Annotated in this window: 18 protein-coding genes; 15 read left to right on the forward strand and 3 right to left on the reverse strand. The window is 37.5% G+C overall.

The window, feature by feature from the left end; all coding sequences use genetic code 11:
• Positions 1 to 36 precede the first annotated feature (36 nt).
• The 8 genes from PCY10_RS02065 (at position 37) to PCY10_RS02100 (ending at position 6975) form a co-directional block, all read left to right on the forward strand.
• Positions 37 to 801 carry a gamma-glutamyl-gamma-aminobutyrate hydrolase family protein gene (locus tag PCY10_RS02065; protein ID WP_112384718.1) on the forward strand — a complete coding sequence of 255 codons (765 nt, stop codon included), beginning with the start codon at positions 37 to 39 and terminating at the stop codon, positions 799 to 801.
• Positions 802 to 814: 13 nt separating this feature from the next.
• A complete protein-coding gene (locus PCY10_RS02070; RefSeq protein ID WP_021002639.1) occupies positions 815 to 2188 on the forward strand; it encodes an APC family permease in 1374 nt (457 codons plus the stop codon).
• Between the two features lie 16 nt (positions 2189 to 2204).
• A complete protein-coding gene (locus PCY10_RS02075; protein WP_003076321.1) occupies positions 2205 to 2588 on the forward strand; it encodes a RidA family protein in 384 nt (127 codons plus the stop codon).
• Entirely contained in the window at positions 2585 to 3724 is a 1140-nt protein-coding gene (locus tag PCY10_RS02080) for a PLP-dependent aspartate aminotransferase family protein (protein ID WP_021002640.1), read from the forward strand. Before PCY10_RS02075 ends, PCY10_RS02080 begins: the two co-directional genes overlap by 4 nt.
• Positions 3725 to 3791: 67 nt before the next feature.
• Positions 3792 to 5207 carry a dipeptidase PepV gene (pepV, locus tag PCY10_RS02085; protein ID WP_301558774.1) on the forward strand — a complete coding sequence of 472 codons (1416 nt, stop codon included), beginning with the start codon at positions 3792 to 3794 and terminating at the stop codon, positions 5205 to 5207.
• Between the two features lie 119 nt (positions 5208 to 5326).
• Positions 5327 to 6001: a PAS domain-containing protein gene (locus PCY10_RS02090; RefSeq protein WP_003072495.1), complete on the forward strand. Its 675-nt coding sequence runs from the start codon at positions 5327 to 5329 to the stop codon at positions 5999 to 6001.
• A 3-nt stretch (positions 6002 to 6004) separates the two neighbouring features.
• Positions 6005 to 6661: a trimeric intracellular cation channel family protein gene (locus tag PCY10_RS02095; protein ID WP_003072497.1), complete on the forward strand. Its 657-nt coding sequence runs from the start codon at positions 6005 to 6007 to the stop codon at positions 6659 to 6661.
• 119 nt (positions 6662 to 6780) lie between these two features.
• A complete protein-coding gene (locus PCY10_RS02100) occupies positions 6781 to 6975 on the forward strand; it encodes a DUF3272 family protein (RefSeq protein ID WP_003072499.1) in 195 nt (64 codons plus the stop codon).
• 148 nt (positions 6976 to 7123) lie between these two features.
• On the opposite strand, the gene birA is transcribed toward PCY10_RS02100, so the two are convergent.
• Both birA and PCY10_RS02110 read right to left on the reverse strand, forming a co-directional pair.
• Entirely contained in the window at positions 7124 to 8059 is a 936-nt protein-coding gene (birA, locus tag PCY10_RS02105; protein WP_020998559.1) for a bifunctional biotin--[acetyl-CoA-carboxylase] ligase/biotin operon repressor BirA, read from the reverse strand.
• 2 nt (positions 8060 to 8061) lie between these two features.
• On the reverse strand, positions 8062 to 9063 hold the full coding sequence (locus tag PCY10_RS02110) for a LacI family DNA-binding transcriptional regulator (RefSeq protein WP_021002643.1): 1002 nt from the start codon (positions 9061 to 9063) through the stop codon (positions 8062 to 8064).
• A 235-nt stretch (positions 9064 to 9298) separates the two neighbouring features.
• Between PCY10_RS02110 and PCY10_RS02115 the strand changes: the two genes are divergently transcribed.
• The 6 genes from PCY10_RS02115 to PCY10_RS02140 all read left to right on the forward strand — a co-directional run bounded on the left by PCY10_RS02115 (position 9299) and on the right by PCY10_RS02140 (position 14568).
• Positions 9299 to 10477, forward strand: a complete 1179-nt coding sequence (locus PCY10_RS02115) for a galactokinase (RefSeq protein ID WP_021002644.1) — start codon at positions 9299 to 9301, stop codon at positions 10475 to 10477.
• A gap of 11 nt (positions 10478 to 10488) precedes the next feature.
• On the forward strand, positions 10489 to 11148 hold the full coding sequence (locus PCY10_RS02120) for an HAD family phosphatase (RefSeq protein ID WP_021002645.1): 660 nt from the start codon (positions 10489 to 10491) through the stop codon (positions 11146 to 11148).
• Complete coding sequence (gene galT / locus PCY10_RS02125) at positions 11145 to 12626, forward strand: UDP-glucose--hexose-1-phosphate uridylyltransferase (protein ID WP_021002646.1); 1482 nt, start codon at positions 11145 to 11147, stop codon at positions 12624 to 12626. Before PCY10_RS02120 ends, galT begins: the two co-directional genes overlap by 4 nt.
• 263 nt (positions 12627 to 12889) lie before the next feature.
• Entirely contained in the window at positions 12890 to 13024 is a 135-nt protein-coding gene (locus PCY10_RS02130) for a DUF4044 domain-containing protein (protein WP_003024272.1), read from the forward strand.
• Between the two features lie 57 nt (positions 13025 to 13081).
• Positions 13082 to 14392, forward strand: a complete 1311-nt coding sequence (gene obgE, locus PCY10_RS02135; RefSeq protein ID WP_021002647.1) for a GTPase ObgE — start codon at positions 13082 to 13084, stop codon at positions 14390 to 14392.
• 14 nt (positions 14393 to 14406) lie between these two features.
• On the forward strand, positions 14407 to 14568 hold the full coding sequence (locus PCY10_RS02140; RefSeq protein WP_006269581.1) for a hypothetical protein: 162 nt from the start codon (positions 14407 to 14409) through the stop codon (positions 14566 to 14568).
• 32 nt (positions 14569 to 14600) lie between these two features.
• On the opposite strand, the gene PCY10_RS02145 is transcribed toward PCY10_RS02140, so the two are convergent.
• Complete coding sequence (locus PCY10_RS02145) at positions 14601 to 15551, reverse strand: polysaccharide deacetylase family protein (RefSeq protein WP_021002648.1); 951 nt, start codon at positions 15549 to 15551, stop codon at positions 14601 to 14603.
• A gap of 185 nt (positions 15552 to 15736) precedes the next feature.
• Here PCY10_RS02145 and PCY10_RS02150 point away from each other — a divergent pair, with 185 nt between their 5' ends.
• Positions 15737 to 17026, forward strand: a complete 1290-nt coding sequence (locus tag PCY10_RS02150; RefSeq protein ID WP_021002649.1) for a homoserine dehydrogenase — start codon at positions 15737 to 15739, stop codon at positions 17024 to 17026.

Below are 17026 nucleotides of genomic sequence, written 5' to 3' on the forward strand. Positions count from 1 at the left end.
TTTATAATAAAAATAATATTCATAAAGGAGAATGCGATGCCAATCATAGGAATTTCAGCAAGTATCATTGTTGACCAATCAGGGATGTTTCCTGGCTACCACAGAAGCTATGTGAATGAAGATTATGTCAATTCGGTTATTCGCAATGGGGGAGTAGCTTGTATCCTTCCGATTTCTGACAATGAGGAAGTGCTAGATAGCTATTTGGAAATCATCGATGGTTTAATTTTATCAGGAGGACATGATATTTGTTCTTTCAATTATAATGAAGAGCCGAGTCCTAAAATGGGAGATATTTTTCCAGCTCGTGATAAGTTCGATTTTGCACTCTTGGAACGTGCAACTAAAAAGGGTATTCCTATTTTAGGAATCTGCCGTGGTGCACAAATTATCAATGTATATCATGGAGGAGCCTTGTATCAAGATTTATCCTATTGCGATACAGCTAAGATAAAACACTGGCAGGGCAGCTGTCCTGATATGGTCACTCATTCAGTGGATGTAGAAGCCGATTCTTTGTTGCATCAAATTCTACGAGTTAATAAGATTACGGTCAATTCTTTTCACCATCAAATTATGAAAGATGTTGCTAAAGAATTTAATGTTGTCGGTAGAGCTCCTGATGGGGTTATTGAAGCCATTGAACATACTGATTATCCGTTTATGATAGGTGTCCAATGGCATCCAGAAATGCTTCATAGAGTATCAGAAGAGATGAATCGTATATTTGCTGCTCTAATTGACCATGCTCAACAGAAAAAATTAAAGCAATCTGTTGTAAATGTGTGCCAAGCCGGCTAGAAAGTGAATGAAAATGAAGAAGAAACTCGGATTTTATTCCATTGTATTATTGACTATCAACTCCATTATTGGAACAGGAATTTTCCTCTCGCCAGGGAGCGTTGTTGCTACAGCTGGAGATAAAGCACTGTCAATTTATTTGATGGCAGCTGTTTTCGCTTCTGTTCTAGCAGTAACGTTTGCTTCGGCAGCCAAGTATGTGGCACAAGGGGGAGCTTCTTATGCTTATGCTAAGGCAGCTTTTGGAGAAAATATTGGATTTTATGTGGGTATTACTCGTTTTATTGCAGCTAGTATCGCTTGGGGTGTTCTTGGAACGGCTGTTGTGAAAACAGTGCTGAATATCTTCCGCCTAGATAGCTCAAACCTTGTTCTAATTACGATTGGTTTTGTATTTTTAATGGGGATCCTAATGGGAATTAACCTTTTAGGAACTCAGATTTTTGAATTGATAAATAACCTTTCGACGATTGGAAAAGTGGGGGCTCTTTTGACTACGATTTTGGTTGGGGTAGGCATTATCCTCCTTACAGGTGTCAATGAATTTAACACGATTAAAAACTTAACAGATGCTACAGGTACAAAATTGGGAGCTAACTTGGATTTATCAGGCTATGTTACAGCTGTTATAGCAGCTTTCTATGCTTTTACAGGATTTGAGAGCGTGGCAAGTGGTGCACAGGACATGGAAGCACCAGAGAAAAACTTACCAAAAGCTATTCCATTAGCAATTGGGATTATTGCAGTTATCTATATTGGTATTGTCGGGATAGCTATGATGATTAACCCTGCGGCCATTGTGGCAACGAAGGAAGTTGTAGCACTCGCTGCAGTCTTCACAAATCCAATTATTCGCACTATTATTCTAGTTGGAGCGTTAATATCTATGTTTGGAATTAATGTAGCAGCATCTTTCCATACGCCACGAATCTTGGAGGCGATGGCTTTACAAGGACAAGTGCCAGAGTGGTTCAAAAAACGGACAGAAAATGGTTTCCCAACTCGTGCTTTCTTTGTAACAATTGGGATTGCAATTTTACTTCCTATGGCATTCCGTTATAATATGACTAGTATCATTGTACTTAGCTCGATTTCTCGCTTTATTCAATTTTTAGTTGTGCCAGTGGCTGTCATTATCTTTTATTTCGGTAAGCAAAAGGAAAGTATTGTTGAAACGGCTAAAAAGAGTTTTACAACTGATGTTATCATTCCTTTCCTTGGTGCAATTTTGACTGCCGTACTTCTCTATAAATTTAATTGGAGTGGACAATTCACTGTTGTTAGTAAGACAGGTGCGACTTCTCTAAATATCTTTGCGATTAGTGCGATGGTTATTGGTTATGTTGTGCTCCCTATTGTGCTCATGATTTGGAGAAAGAAAAAATAGAAAGTAGGTTATAAATATGAAACGTTTAACAAGTACAAGCATTCCAGCAGCTGTGGGAAGTTATTCTCCAGCCAGTCAAGTAGGTCATCTCATTTTCACATCGGGTCAACTTCCGATTAACTGTGAAACTGGGAAAATTGATCAGCCAAATTCAGTTGAATGGCAAGTAGAGCAATCTCTCAAGAATATCCGTTCAATTCTCGAAGATAATCATTCATCTATGGAACATATTATTAAAACCACGGTTTTTTTAGCAAATATTGAAGATTTTGCTACCTTTAATCAAGTATACCAATCATTCTTTGAAGGGAGTTATCCAGCACGTACAGCCTTTCAAGTTGGTGCTCTTCCAATGGGTGCCTTAGTAGAAATTGAAGCTATTGCAGAGGTAGCAGAATGAAACAGAACACAAAATTATTGCATGGTTACAAAGTGATTGATCCTTATACAGGGGCTGCGTCTATTCCAATTTACCAAACATCAACGTTTCATAATCAGTGTTTGTACGATGACTGTCAACAGTATCTCTATACTCGTTTTTCAAATCCGACAGTTGAAGCGTTAGAAGATGGTTTGAAATCTCTTGAAAATGCAAATTATGCTGTCAGTTTTTCATCTGGCATGGCGGCAATTTCAAATGTGCTCATGTTACTCAACGCAGGAGACCATGTTATTTTTCCAAAGGAAGTTTATGGTGGTACTTGCCAGTTTGTAACCAAGATTTTGTCAAAGTATCAGATAGACTATACCTTTGTGGATATGGCGGATTTAGCTCAAGTAGAGAGAGCATTACAAGAGAATACACGTATGCTTTATCTAGAAACACCATCAAATCCTTTGTTAAAAATATGTGATATTCGTGCTTTAGTTGATTTAGCGAAAAAATATCATTTGATTACTGTGGCGGATAATACATTTATGACGACTTTGTCTCAAGAGCCGTTGGCACTTGGTGTGGATATTGTGGTAGAAAGCATTACTAAGTTTATCAATGGTCACAGTGATGTAGTTGCAGGTCTAGTTGCGACGAATTCAAAAGAACACTATGAAACTTTGAAACTATTTCAGAAGAATTTTGGTGCAATCTTAGGAGTCGAAGATGCTTGGTTGATTCTTCGTGGTATGAAAACAATGGGGATTCGTATGGATCGCGCAGTCAGTAACGCTCAGAAAATGGCAGAATTTTTGAAACAGCATCCCAAGATTAAAACAGTTCATTATCCGGGATTAAAGACACATCCAAATCATGATATTCACATGAATCAAGCAAAAGATGGTGGAGCGGTTTTATCTTTTGAATTGGAAAGTTGTGAGGATTTAATGACATTTACAAATAAAGTGACGATTCCCATTCTTGCTGTAAGTTTAGGTGGTGTGGAGTCCATTCTCTCTCATCCGGCAACAATGTCACATGCCTGTCTAAGCCCAGAAGAACGCGAAGAACAAGGTGTAGTTGATGGACTCCTGCGTTTGTCTTGTGGCATTGAAAATATTGACGATTTGATAGCAGATTTTGAACAGGCATTAGCAGATTAAAAAATGCAGAATGAGGCATAAAATATTTTAGATGTTTTGTGCCTTTTGTATAGAAAGAAAGATAAATATGGAAAAAACAAAAATAGATTGGCTTGATGAAGTATTGGTGCGCAAAACAGAGCTATTGGAGATATTAGAGAAATTATTGCGTATTCCCTCAGTAAGAAATGAAATGAATGCAAATTCGAATTATCCAGTCGGGATTGAACCCAGACGTGCTTTGGTAGAGATGATGAAAATTGGACAAGAAGCTGGTTTTACTCCTCGTGATTTTGGTCCTCTGGTAGGACGACTTGATTGGGGAGCAGATGATTTAGAGCCTTTTGCAATTCTTGGGCATGTTGATGTAGTACCCGTAGGTGATGATTGGAAGACTGATCCTTTTGTTCCGACTTATAAAGACGGCAAACTCTATGCGAGAGGAAGTTTGGACGATAAAGGTCCACTGGTTTGCTCTTTCTTTGCGATGAAATTACTCAAAGAATTAGGTTTTACTCCGAAAAAACAAGTACAAATGATCATTGGAACGGATGAAGAATCGGACTGGAAGTGCTTGACATCTTACCAAAAACAAGCTACATTACCAGAACAAGGATTTGTACCGGATGCGTATTTTCCAATTGTTAATGGTGAGAAAGGTGTAGCGCATCTGATTTTCCATTATGAAGCGGAACAAGTTCTTGCTAAATATCAACTTTTACAATTTACAGCAGGCTTAAAGGAAAACATGGTACCAGCATTAGCCCAAGCAATACTTGTCGGAGATAAAATTACAAAATTAGCTATAGATTATGAAATTTATCTAGATCAGCAAGGGTTATTAGGAGAATGTTCTATTGAAGGCAATCAACTTTATCTAACTTTACATGGTAAGTCTACCCATGGGTCATCTCCGCAAAATGGGATCAATGCTGCAACCTATTTAGCAGCATTCCTAAAACATTATGACTTTGGTTCAAGACAAGTAAGTTCATTTTTATATACAGCAGGTGATTTGTTGCATCTCTCTCATAATGGAATGAAATTAGGAATTGCTAATCATGATGAGCAAATGGGAGATTTAACTATAAATCTTGGCTTAGCCAACTTCAATTTGCAACATGGCGGTAAATTAGTGATTGATATTCGTTATCCAAAAAGTATAACTCCAAATGAGATGACTAAAGCGATTCTTCAAGTTGGAGCGGAATCACAACAGTTTGAAGTCATAGAGCAAAAACCTCCTCACTATGTGTCTGGAAGTTCTCCATTGGTGAAAAAACTACTTGATATATATGAAGAGCAAACTGGTCAAAAAGGGAGTGAACGGGTTATTGGAGGTGCAACTTATGCAAGATTGCTGAAGGAAGGTGTAGCATTTGGAGCGCTTTTTCCAACTACGCAGGACACCATGCACCAAGCTGATGAACATATCCCTGTAGCAGATTTATTAAAAGCAACTGCCATTTATGCGCAAGCGATAGCAGAGTTAGCATGTATGTAGCAATAGAATCTTACTAACTAAATGAGATAGATATTCCACTAAAGTATCTTAAACATTTGTGATTTGAAGATGAATGTGATAGACTGAACAAAGATAAAGCAATGAATAGGATGACGATTATGGATAAACGTTTGCAAATCTATGTTCCTTTACTAGATTTTCTATCAGCAATTCTTGGAGAAGATACTGAAGTAGTATTACAAGATCTTACAAAAGGATTCGACCACTCTTTGGTCTACATCCGTAATAATCTCTCAAATAGAGAAGTTGGCGCTCCAGCAACGGATTTTGTATTAGATATTGTACAGTCAAAATTGTATAAACAGACAAATTTTCTAGTCAATTATCGAACAAAAACAGAATCGGGAAGACAGCTATATTCATCCAGTTTTTTTATAAAAGACAAACGAGATGGACTGCTGGGGATGATTTGTATAAATGCAGACAAATCAAAAGAAATGAACCTAAAATATATGTTAGAATCTACTTTGGAGATTCTGAATAATAGCTTAACTCCTTCAAAAGAGAAAATACATGAGGAGGAAAATATTGTTGAGAATTTTTACGCAACAGCAGAATCTTTGATTGACGATGTTATTTTTAGAGAAACACAAGGAAAAGATTTGTCAAAAACAAAACTTACGAAGGTAGAAAAAGTAGCGATTGTTCAATCTTTGTATACAAAAGGATTTTTTGATTTGAAAGAATCTGTTTCAAAAATGGCAGAAGCATTTGGAATGTCAGAAGTTAGTATTTATAAATATATTCAAGATATTAAAAAGAAAGAATCATAATGTATGGAATTTGATACCTTTATCCTGATTTGCAATTATATTGGAACAATAGCCTTTGCAGCTTCAGGCGCGATTAAGGGCTTTGATAAAAAATTGGATATTTTTGGAATCACACTTTTAGCCATTGTAACCGCAGTAGGCGGAGGTATGTTGAGAGATAGCATTATTAGTCATTTTCCATTTGCTTTATCTGATCCAAGTTCTATTTATCTGTCAATTGTAGTTGCACTTGTTATGTATGTTTTCGTTATCAATAGGCGTTTAAATAATATACAAACTAAGAGTTTTTACTTATTTTTACGATGGGCAAATTTAGTATTTGATGCTGTTGGTTTAGTTATTTTTTCGCTGATTGGGGCAACAGTTTTAGATAGTAGTCAACAAAATATGATGGCAGTTGGAATGTTAGCAACTTTAACAGGAGTTGGTGGTGGAATTATCCGTGATTTGCTAAGTAATGAAGTGCCTAGTGTTTTGAAAAAGGATATTTATGCCGTGTTTTCTTTCGGTGTTGGCGTGACTTATTATTTGTTGATAACCATTCTTCACCTTCCCAGAATTCCATCGTTTATAGCTGTATTTGTTATAGGACTTTTTCTTAGGCTATATATTATTAAGCATTGTTTGGCTTTACCAAATATGGATAAGTTACATAAATAAGAATAAGGCCGGGATTGCCAGACCTTAAAAATCACTTCGCTCAAAGTCTATAGAAGAGATATTGAACTGAATGAAGACTGAATTTAGATTTTTCTATTTTTTCGTGCTATAATAGAATTATGACAAGACAACAATTTCTTACAACAGCTTTTTTTACGGCAATTGAAACCTATTTTTTTAACGAAGCAATAATGTCAGGACACTATTTATTTGCTGTTTTTTGGGCATTTCTAGTCATTCGCAATTTACAAGTGAGCTACGTCATGGGAAAAATAGTGGATGAAATTGATAAACATATCAAACGTAAAAAATAAGCAGAAAGGTTGTGACAAAAATCCTCAACCTTTTTTCTTTTGTTTGATTCAAAAAAATATGCACATGGTTAAATAAAAGGAATTGATTTTGTGCTGAAAAAAAGAAGGGAATAAGTTGATTTTTACTCAACTTATTCCCTTCTTTTCTTTACCAACTTGTTAAAGAAATTTCACCACTATTTAGCCACATTTCTTGGCCTGTATCTAATTGAACTAATAGTTGGCCATTATCTGATATTTCTTTGGCAATTCCTTTATAGTCTTGATCGTTCTGGTAAAAAGTGATTGTCCGACCCAAGACAAGGGAATGCTGTTTGTAAAGATAAATCAGCTCATCTGGGTCACATTCATAAAAATTTTTCCAAATCTCACTAATAAGTTCATTTCGCGTGATAGGATGTTTTTTATGGAAGAGAGAGGCAGCCTTATGCTGTAATTCTTTTGGAAAATCAGCAATGGCAAAGTTAATGCCTACTCCAATAATTACATCCGTTACCAGCCCTGTCTCAATAGAAGTAATAGCTTCAGTTAAAATACCAGCTATTTTTTTACCTTTGTAATAAATGTCATTCACCCATTTAATTTCCATCTCCATTAAAGTGAGCTCTTTGATGGCCTTGTAAATGGCTCCAGCAGTCAAGACAGTGTAGGCGGGAATTTGTGGAAAAGGCAGATTGGGCTTCAAGTGAAGCGTCATATAAATTCCTCCTTGTTCTGGAGCAAAATAACTTCTACCAAAGCGTCCACGACCAGCTGTCTGAGAAGAAGCAAGATAGAGCGTATTGGCAGGCTTACCAGCCTCAATACCAGCTTTGGCATCCAACTGAGTGGATTTGCAGTTTGGATTGAAGGAAACTTGGATGGGAGCAGCTTCTTCTATTTTTTTAGTAATCAGCAAGTCACCAGAGATGAGTTTATAACCTTTATTTTTTATGGATTCAATGTGAATCCCTTCTTTTTCCAAGCGCTGAATAGCTTTCCAGATAGAAGTACGTGAAATACCTAACTTTTGTGCTAATTTTTCACCACTGACATAGTCAGACTCTTGGCTAAGAATGTCAAATAAAATTTCATATGTTTTCATGTCTATAAGCTGCTCTTTCTTAGGGTTAGTTTGGTAGCGAGAGTAATCATGCGTGGAATAGATGGTTTACTATGTTGAAAGTTCTCATGCAGCAGTTGTAGTCCTTGTCTGCCCATTTCCTCTGTAAAGACAGTAACCGTGCTGAGTGGTGGATAGACGTACTTGGCAATAGACGTATCATTAAAAGCAATTACATTAACACGATCTGGCACAGGAATATCTGCTTCTTGTAGTGCTCGAAGTGCACCCACAGCTAAAGCATCACTTGCTATGAAAAATGCAGTCGGAAGTTGCTTGCCTAAATTTTCAATCAATTCTTTCATCATAGAATAACCTGATTCAGATGAAAAGTTTCCTATTTTTACATATTTTTCTTGATAGAGTTGTTTTTTAGTTAGGTAATTTTTAAATGCTAGCAAGCGTGGATCGGATAGAGTAGTGGTTTTGTCAGAAGTTTGTTCTTGACCAATCAGCAGTCCAATTTGTTGGTGTTCCTTTTCTAAGAAGTGATTAAGAACAGCTATAACAGAATTTTCAAAGTCAGCCATCACACAGCTATGTCCATAGGCAAGTGTATTACTATCAATAAAAACAAGGTGTTTTGTATAGAGTTCTAGTTCCCTTATCTTTTGAGGGCTGAATTTTCCAATCGCAATGATACCGTCAACTTGATCGAGATGATTTAATTCTTCATTATTGAAAAAACGTATAACATTATAGCCTAGTTCTTGAGATTTTTTTTCTACTCCAAGTCGAATAGCGTAGTAGTAGAGGTCATCTAGTTCTTCCTCTTCGGTGTACCATTCTACAATCGCAATTCTACGACTGCGGGAATTGCGATTGCTTCCTCGTTTTATTTTTTTATACTGTAGTTCTTCTGCAATGTCAAATATTTTTTGGCGCGTCTCATCGCTGACAGACATGGATTTGTCATGATTTAAAACGCGTGACACAGTTGCTGGAGAGACACCAGCTATGTTTGCTATATCTTTAATGGTTGCCATTATTTTTCCTATTCTCTCTAACGAATAAGTATATTATACCTTAAAAATTAGTAAAATACAAAAAATATTTAGTAAAAGATAAAGACCTTTTGGGAATAGATTTTATCTTTGATTATAGCTTTAGTTGATAACTACACATAGTAAAAATTTACTAAAATACTTGAACTTTTACTGATGATATTTTATAATAAAGATACTAAAACGGTTACAAAACCATATAAAAAGGAGACCTCTTATGTCAACTACTATGTCTATTCAACAATTGCGTTCAAAATTTGAAAAAGTTTTTGGAACAGAAGCAGATCATACATTCTTCTCACCAGGTCGCATTAACCTGATTGGTGAGCATACCGATTACAACGGCGGGCATGTCTTTCCTGCAGCTATTTCATTAGGAACTTATGGAGCAGCGCGTAAGCGTGAAGACAAGAAACTCCGTTTTTATTCTGCGAACTTTGAAGAACAAGGAATCATTGAGGTTCCTTTAGAAAATCTTTGTTTCAACAAGAAGCACAATTGGACGAATTATCCAAAAGGGGTTATTTATTTCTTACAGAAAGCAGGACATATCATTGAAAAAGGAATGGATATCTATGTCTCTGGGAATATTCCAAATGGTTCAGGCCTCTCTTCGTCAGCTTCATTGGAACTATTGACAGGAATTATTGTAGAGAAACTGTTTGATTTAAAATTGGAACGCTTAGATTTAGTAAAAATCGGTAAACAAACGGAAAATGAATTTATTGGTGTGAATTCAGGAATCATGGATCAGTTTGCTATTGGAATGGGAGCAGATCAACGAGCGATTTATCTGGATACCAATACACTTGAATATGATTTAGTACCGCTTGAACTTAAGGATAATGTGGTTGTTATCATGAATACAAATAAGCGCCGTGAACTTGCGGACTCTAAATACAATGAACGCCGTGCTGAGTGTGAAAAAGCTGTTGAAGAACTTAACCGTAAGCTGTCTATCGCAACCTTAGGCGAGTTGGATGAGTGGTCCTTTGACGAGTATAGCTATCTGATAGAGGACGAAAATCGTCTCAAACGGGCTCGTCATGCCGTCTTGGAAAATCAACGTACTTTGCAAGCGCGGGCAGCTTTGCAAGCAGGCGATCTTGACAAGTTTGGTCGTCTGATGAATGCTTCTCATGTTTCGTTAGAGCATGACTATGAGGTGACTGGTTTGGAGTTGGATACTTTGGTTCACACGGCCTGGGAGCAAGAAGGTGTTCTGGGGGCTCGAATGACTGGAGCTGGCTTCGGTGGTTGTGCCATTGCTTTAGTTCGTAAGGATGCGGTCGCAGCTTTTAAAGAAGCAGTTGGCAAACGCTATGAGGAAGTAGTTGGATACGCTCCAAGCTTCTATATCGCTGAAGTTGCATCGGGGACACGAGTTTTAGACTAGGAGAGAAGTAAATGGAAGCTGTATTATTTGATTTGGATGGCTTATTAGCTGATACTGAGATCATTTCTCTAAAAGTTTATCAAGAATTGCTTGAAGATTTTGGAATTCCTTTCACAGAAGAAACATATTCTAGAGAATACAGTGGACATAGGGAAGAGGAGAATGTTCAACGATTTTTGGATACCTATGATTTACCTTGGAACTTTGACCAAACCTTGGATAAAGTTTATGAACTAGAAGCTCGAATATTAGCCAAAGGTGTAAATTTAAAAAAAGGTGCTAAAAATTTGCTTGCTTTTTTGCAAAGAGAAGGTATCCCAATCGCCTTAGCAACTTCAAGTGTTGAATCTAGAGCTAGAATGATCTTGGATAGTAATGGTATACTGTCCCTATTTGACCATCTAGTTTTTGCAAAAGATGTAAAGCGAAGCAAACCTTACCCTGATATATTTTTAAAGGCCTGTAGTGATTTGAATGTTTTACCAGAGAATTGCTTAGTACTAGAGGATAGTGAAGCAGGGATTGAGGCAGCGTATAGAGCTGGGATACCAGTCATTTGTATTCCAGACTTAAAAATACCAGCGCAGTCTTTCTTAAATAAAACAGAACAAGTTTTTCAGGATTTAGATGCTGTCAGAGACTATTTAGAATGTAAGAAGGAGAATCAATGAGTCAGGGAGTTCTAGATGCATTTATCACAGAAGTCATTTCTGAAAGTTCATTTGAGGAAATGGATCGAATCTACCTGACCAATCGTGTTTTGGCACGAGTGGGGGATGGTGTTTTAGAAGTTGAGACTGAGTTGGATGACTTGATTGACATCAAGGACCAGCTGGTTGAGGAGGCAGTTAGATTAGAGACGATTGAGGATAGTCAGACTGCGCGTGAAATCCTTGGTGCTGAACTTATGGACTTGATTACCCCTGCCCCTAGCCAGCTCAATCGGGACTTCTGGACGACTTATGCCTCCAATCCCGAGCAAGCTGTAGCTGATTTTTACCATCTTAGTCAAAAAAATGATTACATCAAGATCAAGGCTATTGCTAAAAACATTGCTTTCAAAGCACCGACCGCCTATGGAGATTTGGAAATCACCATCAATCTTTCTAAACCAGAAAAAGATCCCAAAGAGATTGCAGCAGCTAAGAAGGCCAAAACAAGCCATTATCCAACCTGTCAGCTTTGTTTTGAAAATGAAGGGTATCAAGGTCGACTAGATCATCCAGCACGATCTAATCATAGAATTATCCGTTTTGACTTAGTCGGACAAGAATGGGGCTTTCAGTATTCGCCCTATGCTTATTTTAATGAGCATTGCATTTTTTTAGATAGCAAGCATACTCCTATGACTATCAGTCGTGCTACTTTTGAGCGCCTTTTGGACATTGTAGAAATTTTTCCGAGCTATTTTGCAGGTTCTAATGCTGACCTTCCTATCGTGGGAGGATCTATTCTCACACATGATCATTATCAAGGGGGAAGGCATACTTTTCCTATGGAAAAAGCAAATCTGGACAAAGTTTTCACCTTTGTAGGATTTGAAACTGTAGAAGCTGGTATTGTCAACTGGCCTATGTCGGTTTTGCGGTTGAAATCAACTGATAAAGCTGCATTAATAAAGTTGTCGGATACGATTTTACAGAAATGGCGTGCATACTCTGATCCGACTGTTCAGATTTTAGCTGAGTCAAATGGTGAACAACATCACACTATTACTCCTATTGCTCGGCGAAAAAAGGGCAAGTTTGAATTAGATTTGGTTCTTCGAGATAATCAAACATCCAAAGAGCATCCGGACGGTATTTATCATCCTCATAAAGATGTTCAGCATATCAAGAAAGAAAACATTGGTTTGATTGAGGTCATGGGCTTAGCGATTCTTCCACCTCGTTTGAAAAATGAATTAAAAGAAGTTGAAGAATTTCTTTTGGGACAAAGAGAAGAAGTGGCTCCTTATCATCAAGCATGGGCTGACCAGTTAAAAGCTCATCATCCAGATGTAACACTAGAATCAGCGCAAACAATCGTGCGTGCTTCAGTCGGTCGGATTTTTAAACGCGTCTTGGAAGATGCGGGTGTTTACAAGCGAACAAAAGAAGGTCAAGCAGCTTTTATGCGCTTCATTGAGTCTATAGGTCTTGTGAAATAATGCTCATAATGCTCATTTTATGATAAAATATAAAAATTTAGAGTGAGTTGCCTTATGTTAAGATGATGATAGAAGCAACTTGAAAACAGTCTTTGACAATCCTGATAGTTAGAATGTTTGATACCAAAATCCAGTAGGAAGTTTGCTGGATTTTTCTTTGCGGAAATTTGCAATTGAAATACATTCTTTTCAGCTAGTATTTGAAAAACTCTCACCTTCATGTTACAATTAAGAGAACAAATTAAATACATAGAGGTAATATTGTGGCTTTTGGTGATAATGGACAACGGAAAAAAACAGGATTCGAAAAATTGACTTTGATTGTCGTTGTTATCATGTTGTTGGTAACTGTTGGAGCGATCTTTGCAAGTGCGCTTGGTGCTCTGAGTAATTTCTAGTCCTCGAACGCTTGAAAGAGCGTTTTTTTAAAGTGAAAATCGAGAAAAGAGAAAAATATGAGTATGTTTTTAGATACAGCTAAGATTAAAGTCAAAGCTGGAAATGGCGGTGATGGTATGGTAGCATTTCGCCGTGAAAAGTATGTCCCCAATGGCGGTCCTTGGGGTGGCGATGGCGGTCGTGGCGGCAACGTCATTTTTGTCGTAGATGAAGGGCTTCGTACCCTGATGGATTTTCGTTATAATCGTCATTTTAAAGCTCAGTCTGGTGAGAAAGGAATGACCAAAGGAATGCACGGTCGTGGTGCGGAAGATTTGATTGTTCATGTGCCGCAAGGGACTACGGTTCGTGACGCCGAAACAGGAAAAATCCTAACAGATTTGATTGAAAATGGTCAAAAATTTATCGTGGCGCACGGCGGTCGCGGCGGTCGCGGCAATATCCGCTTTGCAACCCCTAAAAACCCAGCACCAGAAATTTCTGAAAATGGTGAACCAGGTCAAGAACGTGAGCTACAGTTGGAGTTAAAAATTCTAGCAGATGTTGGTTTAGTTGGCTTCCCGTCTGTTGGGAAATCAACTCTGCTAAGTGTTATCACATCCGCTAAACCGAAAATTGGAGCGTATCATTTCACGACAATTGTACCTAATCTTGGAATGGTTCGAACGCAGTCTGGTGAATCATTTGCTGTGGCAGATTTGCCTGGATTGATTGAAGGTGCAAGTCAAGGAGTGGGATTGGGGACACAGTTTCTTCGTCATATTGAACGAACGCGTGTCATCTTGCACGTCATTGATATGTCAGCTAGTGAAGAGCGTAATCCTTACGAAGATTATCTTGCAATCAATAAGGAATTGGAATCATACAATCTTCGTTTGATGGAGCGTCCGCAGATTATTGTCGCTAATAAAATGGACATGCCTGATAGTGCAGAAAATTTGAAGACATTTAAGAAAAAATTAGCAGAAAATTATGATGAATTTGATGAATTGCCACAGATTTTTCCAATTTCAAGTTTGACCAAACAAGGATTATCAATGCTGTTAGATGCGACTGCAGAATTACTAGATAAAACTCCTGAATTTTTACTTTATGATGAGTCTGAAATGGAAGAGGAAGCTTATTATGGCTTTGATGAGAATGCTCCTGCCTTTGACATCTCACGTGATGACGATGCAGCTTGGGTACTTTCAGGTGATAAATTAGAAAAACTTTTTGTTATGACGAACTTTGACCGTGAGGAAGCAGTCATGAAATTTGCCCGTCAATTGCGTGGTATGGGTGTAGATGAAGCCTTGCGAGCTCGTGGTGCAAAAGATGGAGACCTGGTTCGTATCGGCAACTTTGAATTTGAATTTGTGGATTAGAAAGGAGTGATACTGTGGGTGATAAACCGATATCCTTTCGTGATGAAAATGGTAATTTTGTTTCTGCAGCAGATGTCTGGAATGAAGAAAAGCTCGAAAAACTTTTTAACAAACTCAATCCGAACCGAAAGTTTCGTTTGGAGCGTGAGAAATTAGCACAAAAGAAAAAAGAATAGGACTTGCTCATTTTTGAGCTAAGTCCTATTTTTCAGTTTGTAGCAATTTCATTCAATAAATCTTGTGCAGTTGTTGTCGGATTGACGCGAACACGGTTGAGGGTCAAAAGTCCATCATTAAGAGAAGCCAGTCCGTTGTTGGTTGTCAATCCCATTTTATAACCAAGGCTTTCAGCAATCTGTGTCGTTGTTTGAGTATAACGCCCTGAAGGATATGCAACTGTTGTCGTATTTTGTGAAAGGTTATTGTCTAGGTATTGTTTGGAAGCTTGTAATTCTGTCGTTTGTGTCTCTGCATTTGCAAGGGATAAATCCGGATGGTTAACCGTATGATCTTCAAAAGACATTCCCTTTTTTTTCATTTCTTTGATTTGCTGCAGAGTTAGCATATCTTCGCGCCCATTTTCGACAAAGCCAGTAATGACATTGTTTGTTGCTTTCATTTGATATTTTTGAAGCAATGGAAAGGCGTTTGTATAGAAATCCCTCAGACTATCATCGAAAGTCAACCAAACGACTTTTTTATTTTCCGGAAGGACATTTTCAGTCAAAACTTTATATGCTTCTTCTGGAGTAAGAGTATAATAACCAGCATCTTTTAAGGCTTTTAAATGACTTTCAAATGTTTCTGGTGAGACAATCAAACCTGCATTTGCTGCTTCAGAAGGATCCATATTATGAATCGCATGATACATCAAAATAGGAAATTTAACCGGTTGATCCTGTTTCGCCCATTTGATTTTAGTCTTTTTGTGACTAGAGTCCATTGTCTTTTTAGCTGTTGATTGTGAGGAAGAAGATTTATTTACTGTTGAAACAGCAGGTTTTGTTTGGTTATTAGCGAGATTTACTCCAGAGTGTTTCCACATGAATGTCCCTACAATTACTAGAATGGCTAATAAGAGGAGACTAATAATAGCGTGTCGTTGTCTCCTCTTACGAATACGATTTCGTACAGAACGATTACCAGAATGTTTGCCCATTATATTGAACTCCTTTTTAACTTTTAAATCACTATATTTATTTTATCATATTTCTGACTATCCGCTTATAAATTTTTTAAAAAATAGATGTCTATTGATTGTTATAGAAATGGTAACGTCTGCTTACTAGAAATAAATTAGTTTCTTTGCTATAATAAAGAGCATATAAATCTCAAGGAGTGGTCATGTCTATAAAAATTGCTTTACTTGGTTTTGGGACAGTTGCTAGTGGCATTCCGTTTTTATTGAAGGAAAATAGTGATAAGCTTGTGCAAGCAGCTCACTCAAAAATTGAAATTACGAAAGTATTGGTGAAAGATATTGCTGAAAAAGAGCGCTTGTTAGCAGCTGGTGGGAATCATTTTAATTTTGTTACGACAATTGACGAAATTTTAAATGATAAGGAAATAAGCATTGTTGTTGAGTTGATGGGGCGTATCGAACCAGCAAAAAACTTTATTATACGTGCATTAGAAGTAGGTAAGCATGTTGTTACTGCAAATAAAGATTTGTTAGCAGTTCATGGTGCGGAGTTGCTTGAAATTGCTAATAAAAATAAGGTAGCTCTTTACTATGAAGCAGCAGTAGCAGGAGGAATTCCGATTTTACGCACACTTGTTAATTCTTTAGCATCTGATAAAATTACGCGTCTTCTCGGTGTGGTCAATGGGACGTCTAACTTCATGCTGACTAAAATGGTAGAAGAAGGTTGGTCTTATGAAGCAGCGTTATCTGAAGCGCAACAACTTGGATTTGCAGAAAGTGATCCAACTAATGATGTCGATGGCATTGATGCTGCTTATAAAATGGTTATTTTGAGTCAATTCGCCTTTGGAATGACAGTTAAATTTGAAGATGTTGCTCATCAAGGCATTCGCAAGATTACACCAGAGGATGTAACAGTTGCGCAGCAATTAGGCTATGTTGTCAAATTAGTTGGTTCTATTGAAGAAACAAAATCAGGTCTTGCTGCAGAAGTCACACCGACTTTTTTACCAAAATCTCACCCTCTTGCTAGTGTAAATGGTGTGATGAATGCAGTTTATGTGGAATCTATTGGAGTTGGCGAATCGATGTATTATGGGCCAGGAGCTGGTCAGAAACCTACTGCAACAAGTGTCGTAGCAGATATCATTCGGATTGTTCGGCGCATCAATGAAGGTACTGTTGGAAAAGCCTTTAATGAATTTCAACGTGAACTGGTTCTTGCTAAACGAGAAGATATTAAGAGTCCTTACTGCTTTTCAATATTGACACCGGATTCGAAAAGTCAAGTTTTACGTTTGGCAGAAATTTTTAATACTGAGGATGTTTCCTTGCAGCAAATCTTACAGCAAGGAACAGACGGAAATACTGCACGCGTTGTGATTATCACCCATGCTGTCAACAAAACACAACTAGAAAATGTCATTCGAAAGTTGCAGGCAACTTCTGGTTTTAAATTATTGAATACGTTCAAAGTACTAGGAGAGTAG

The sequence above is a fragment of the Streptococcus sp. SI1 genome, assembly GCF_030439945.1.
Classification (GTDB): Bacteria; Bacillota; Bacilli; order Lactobacillales; family Streptococcaceae; genus Streptococcus; species Streptococcus intermedius.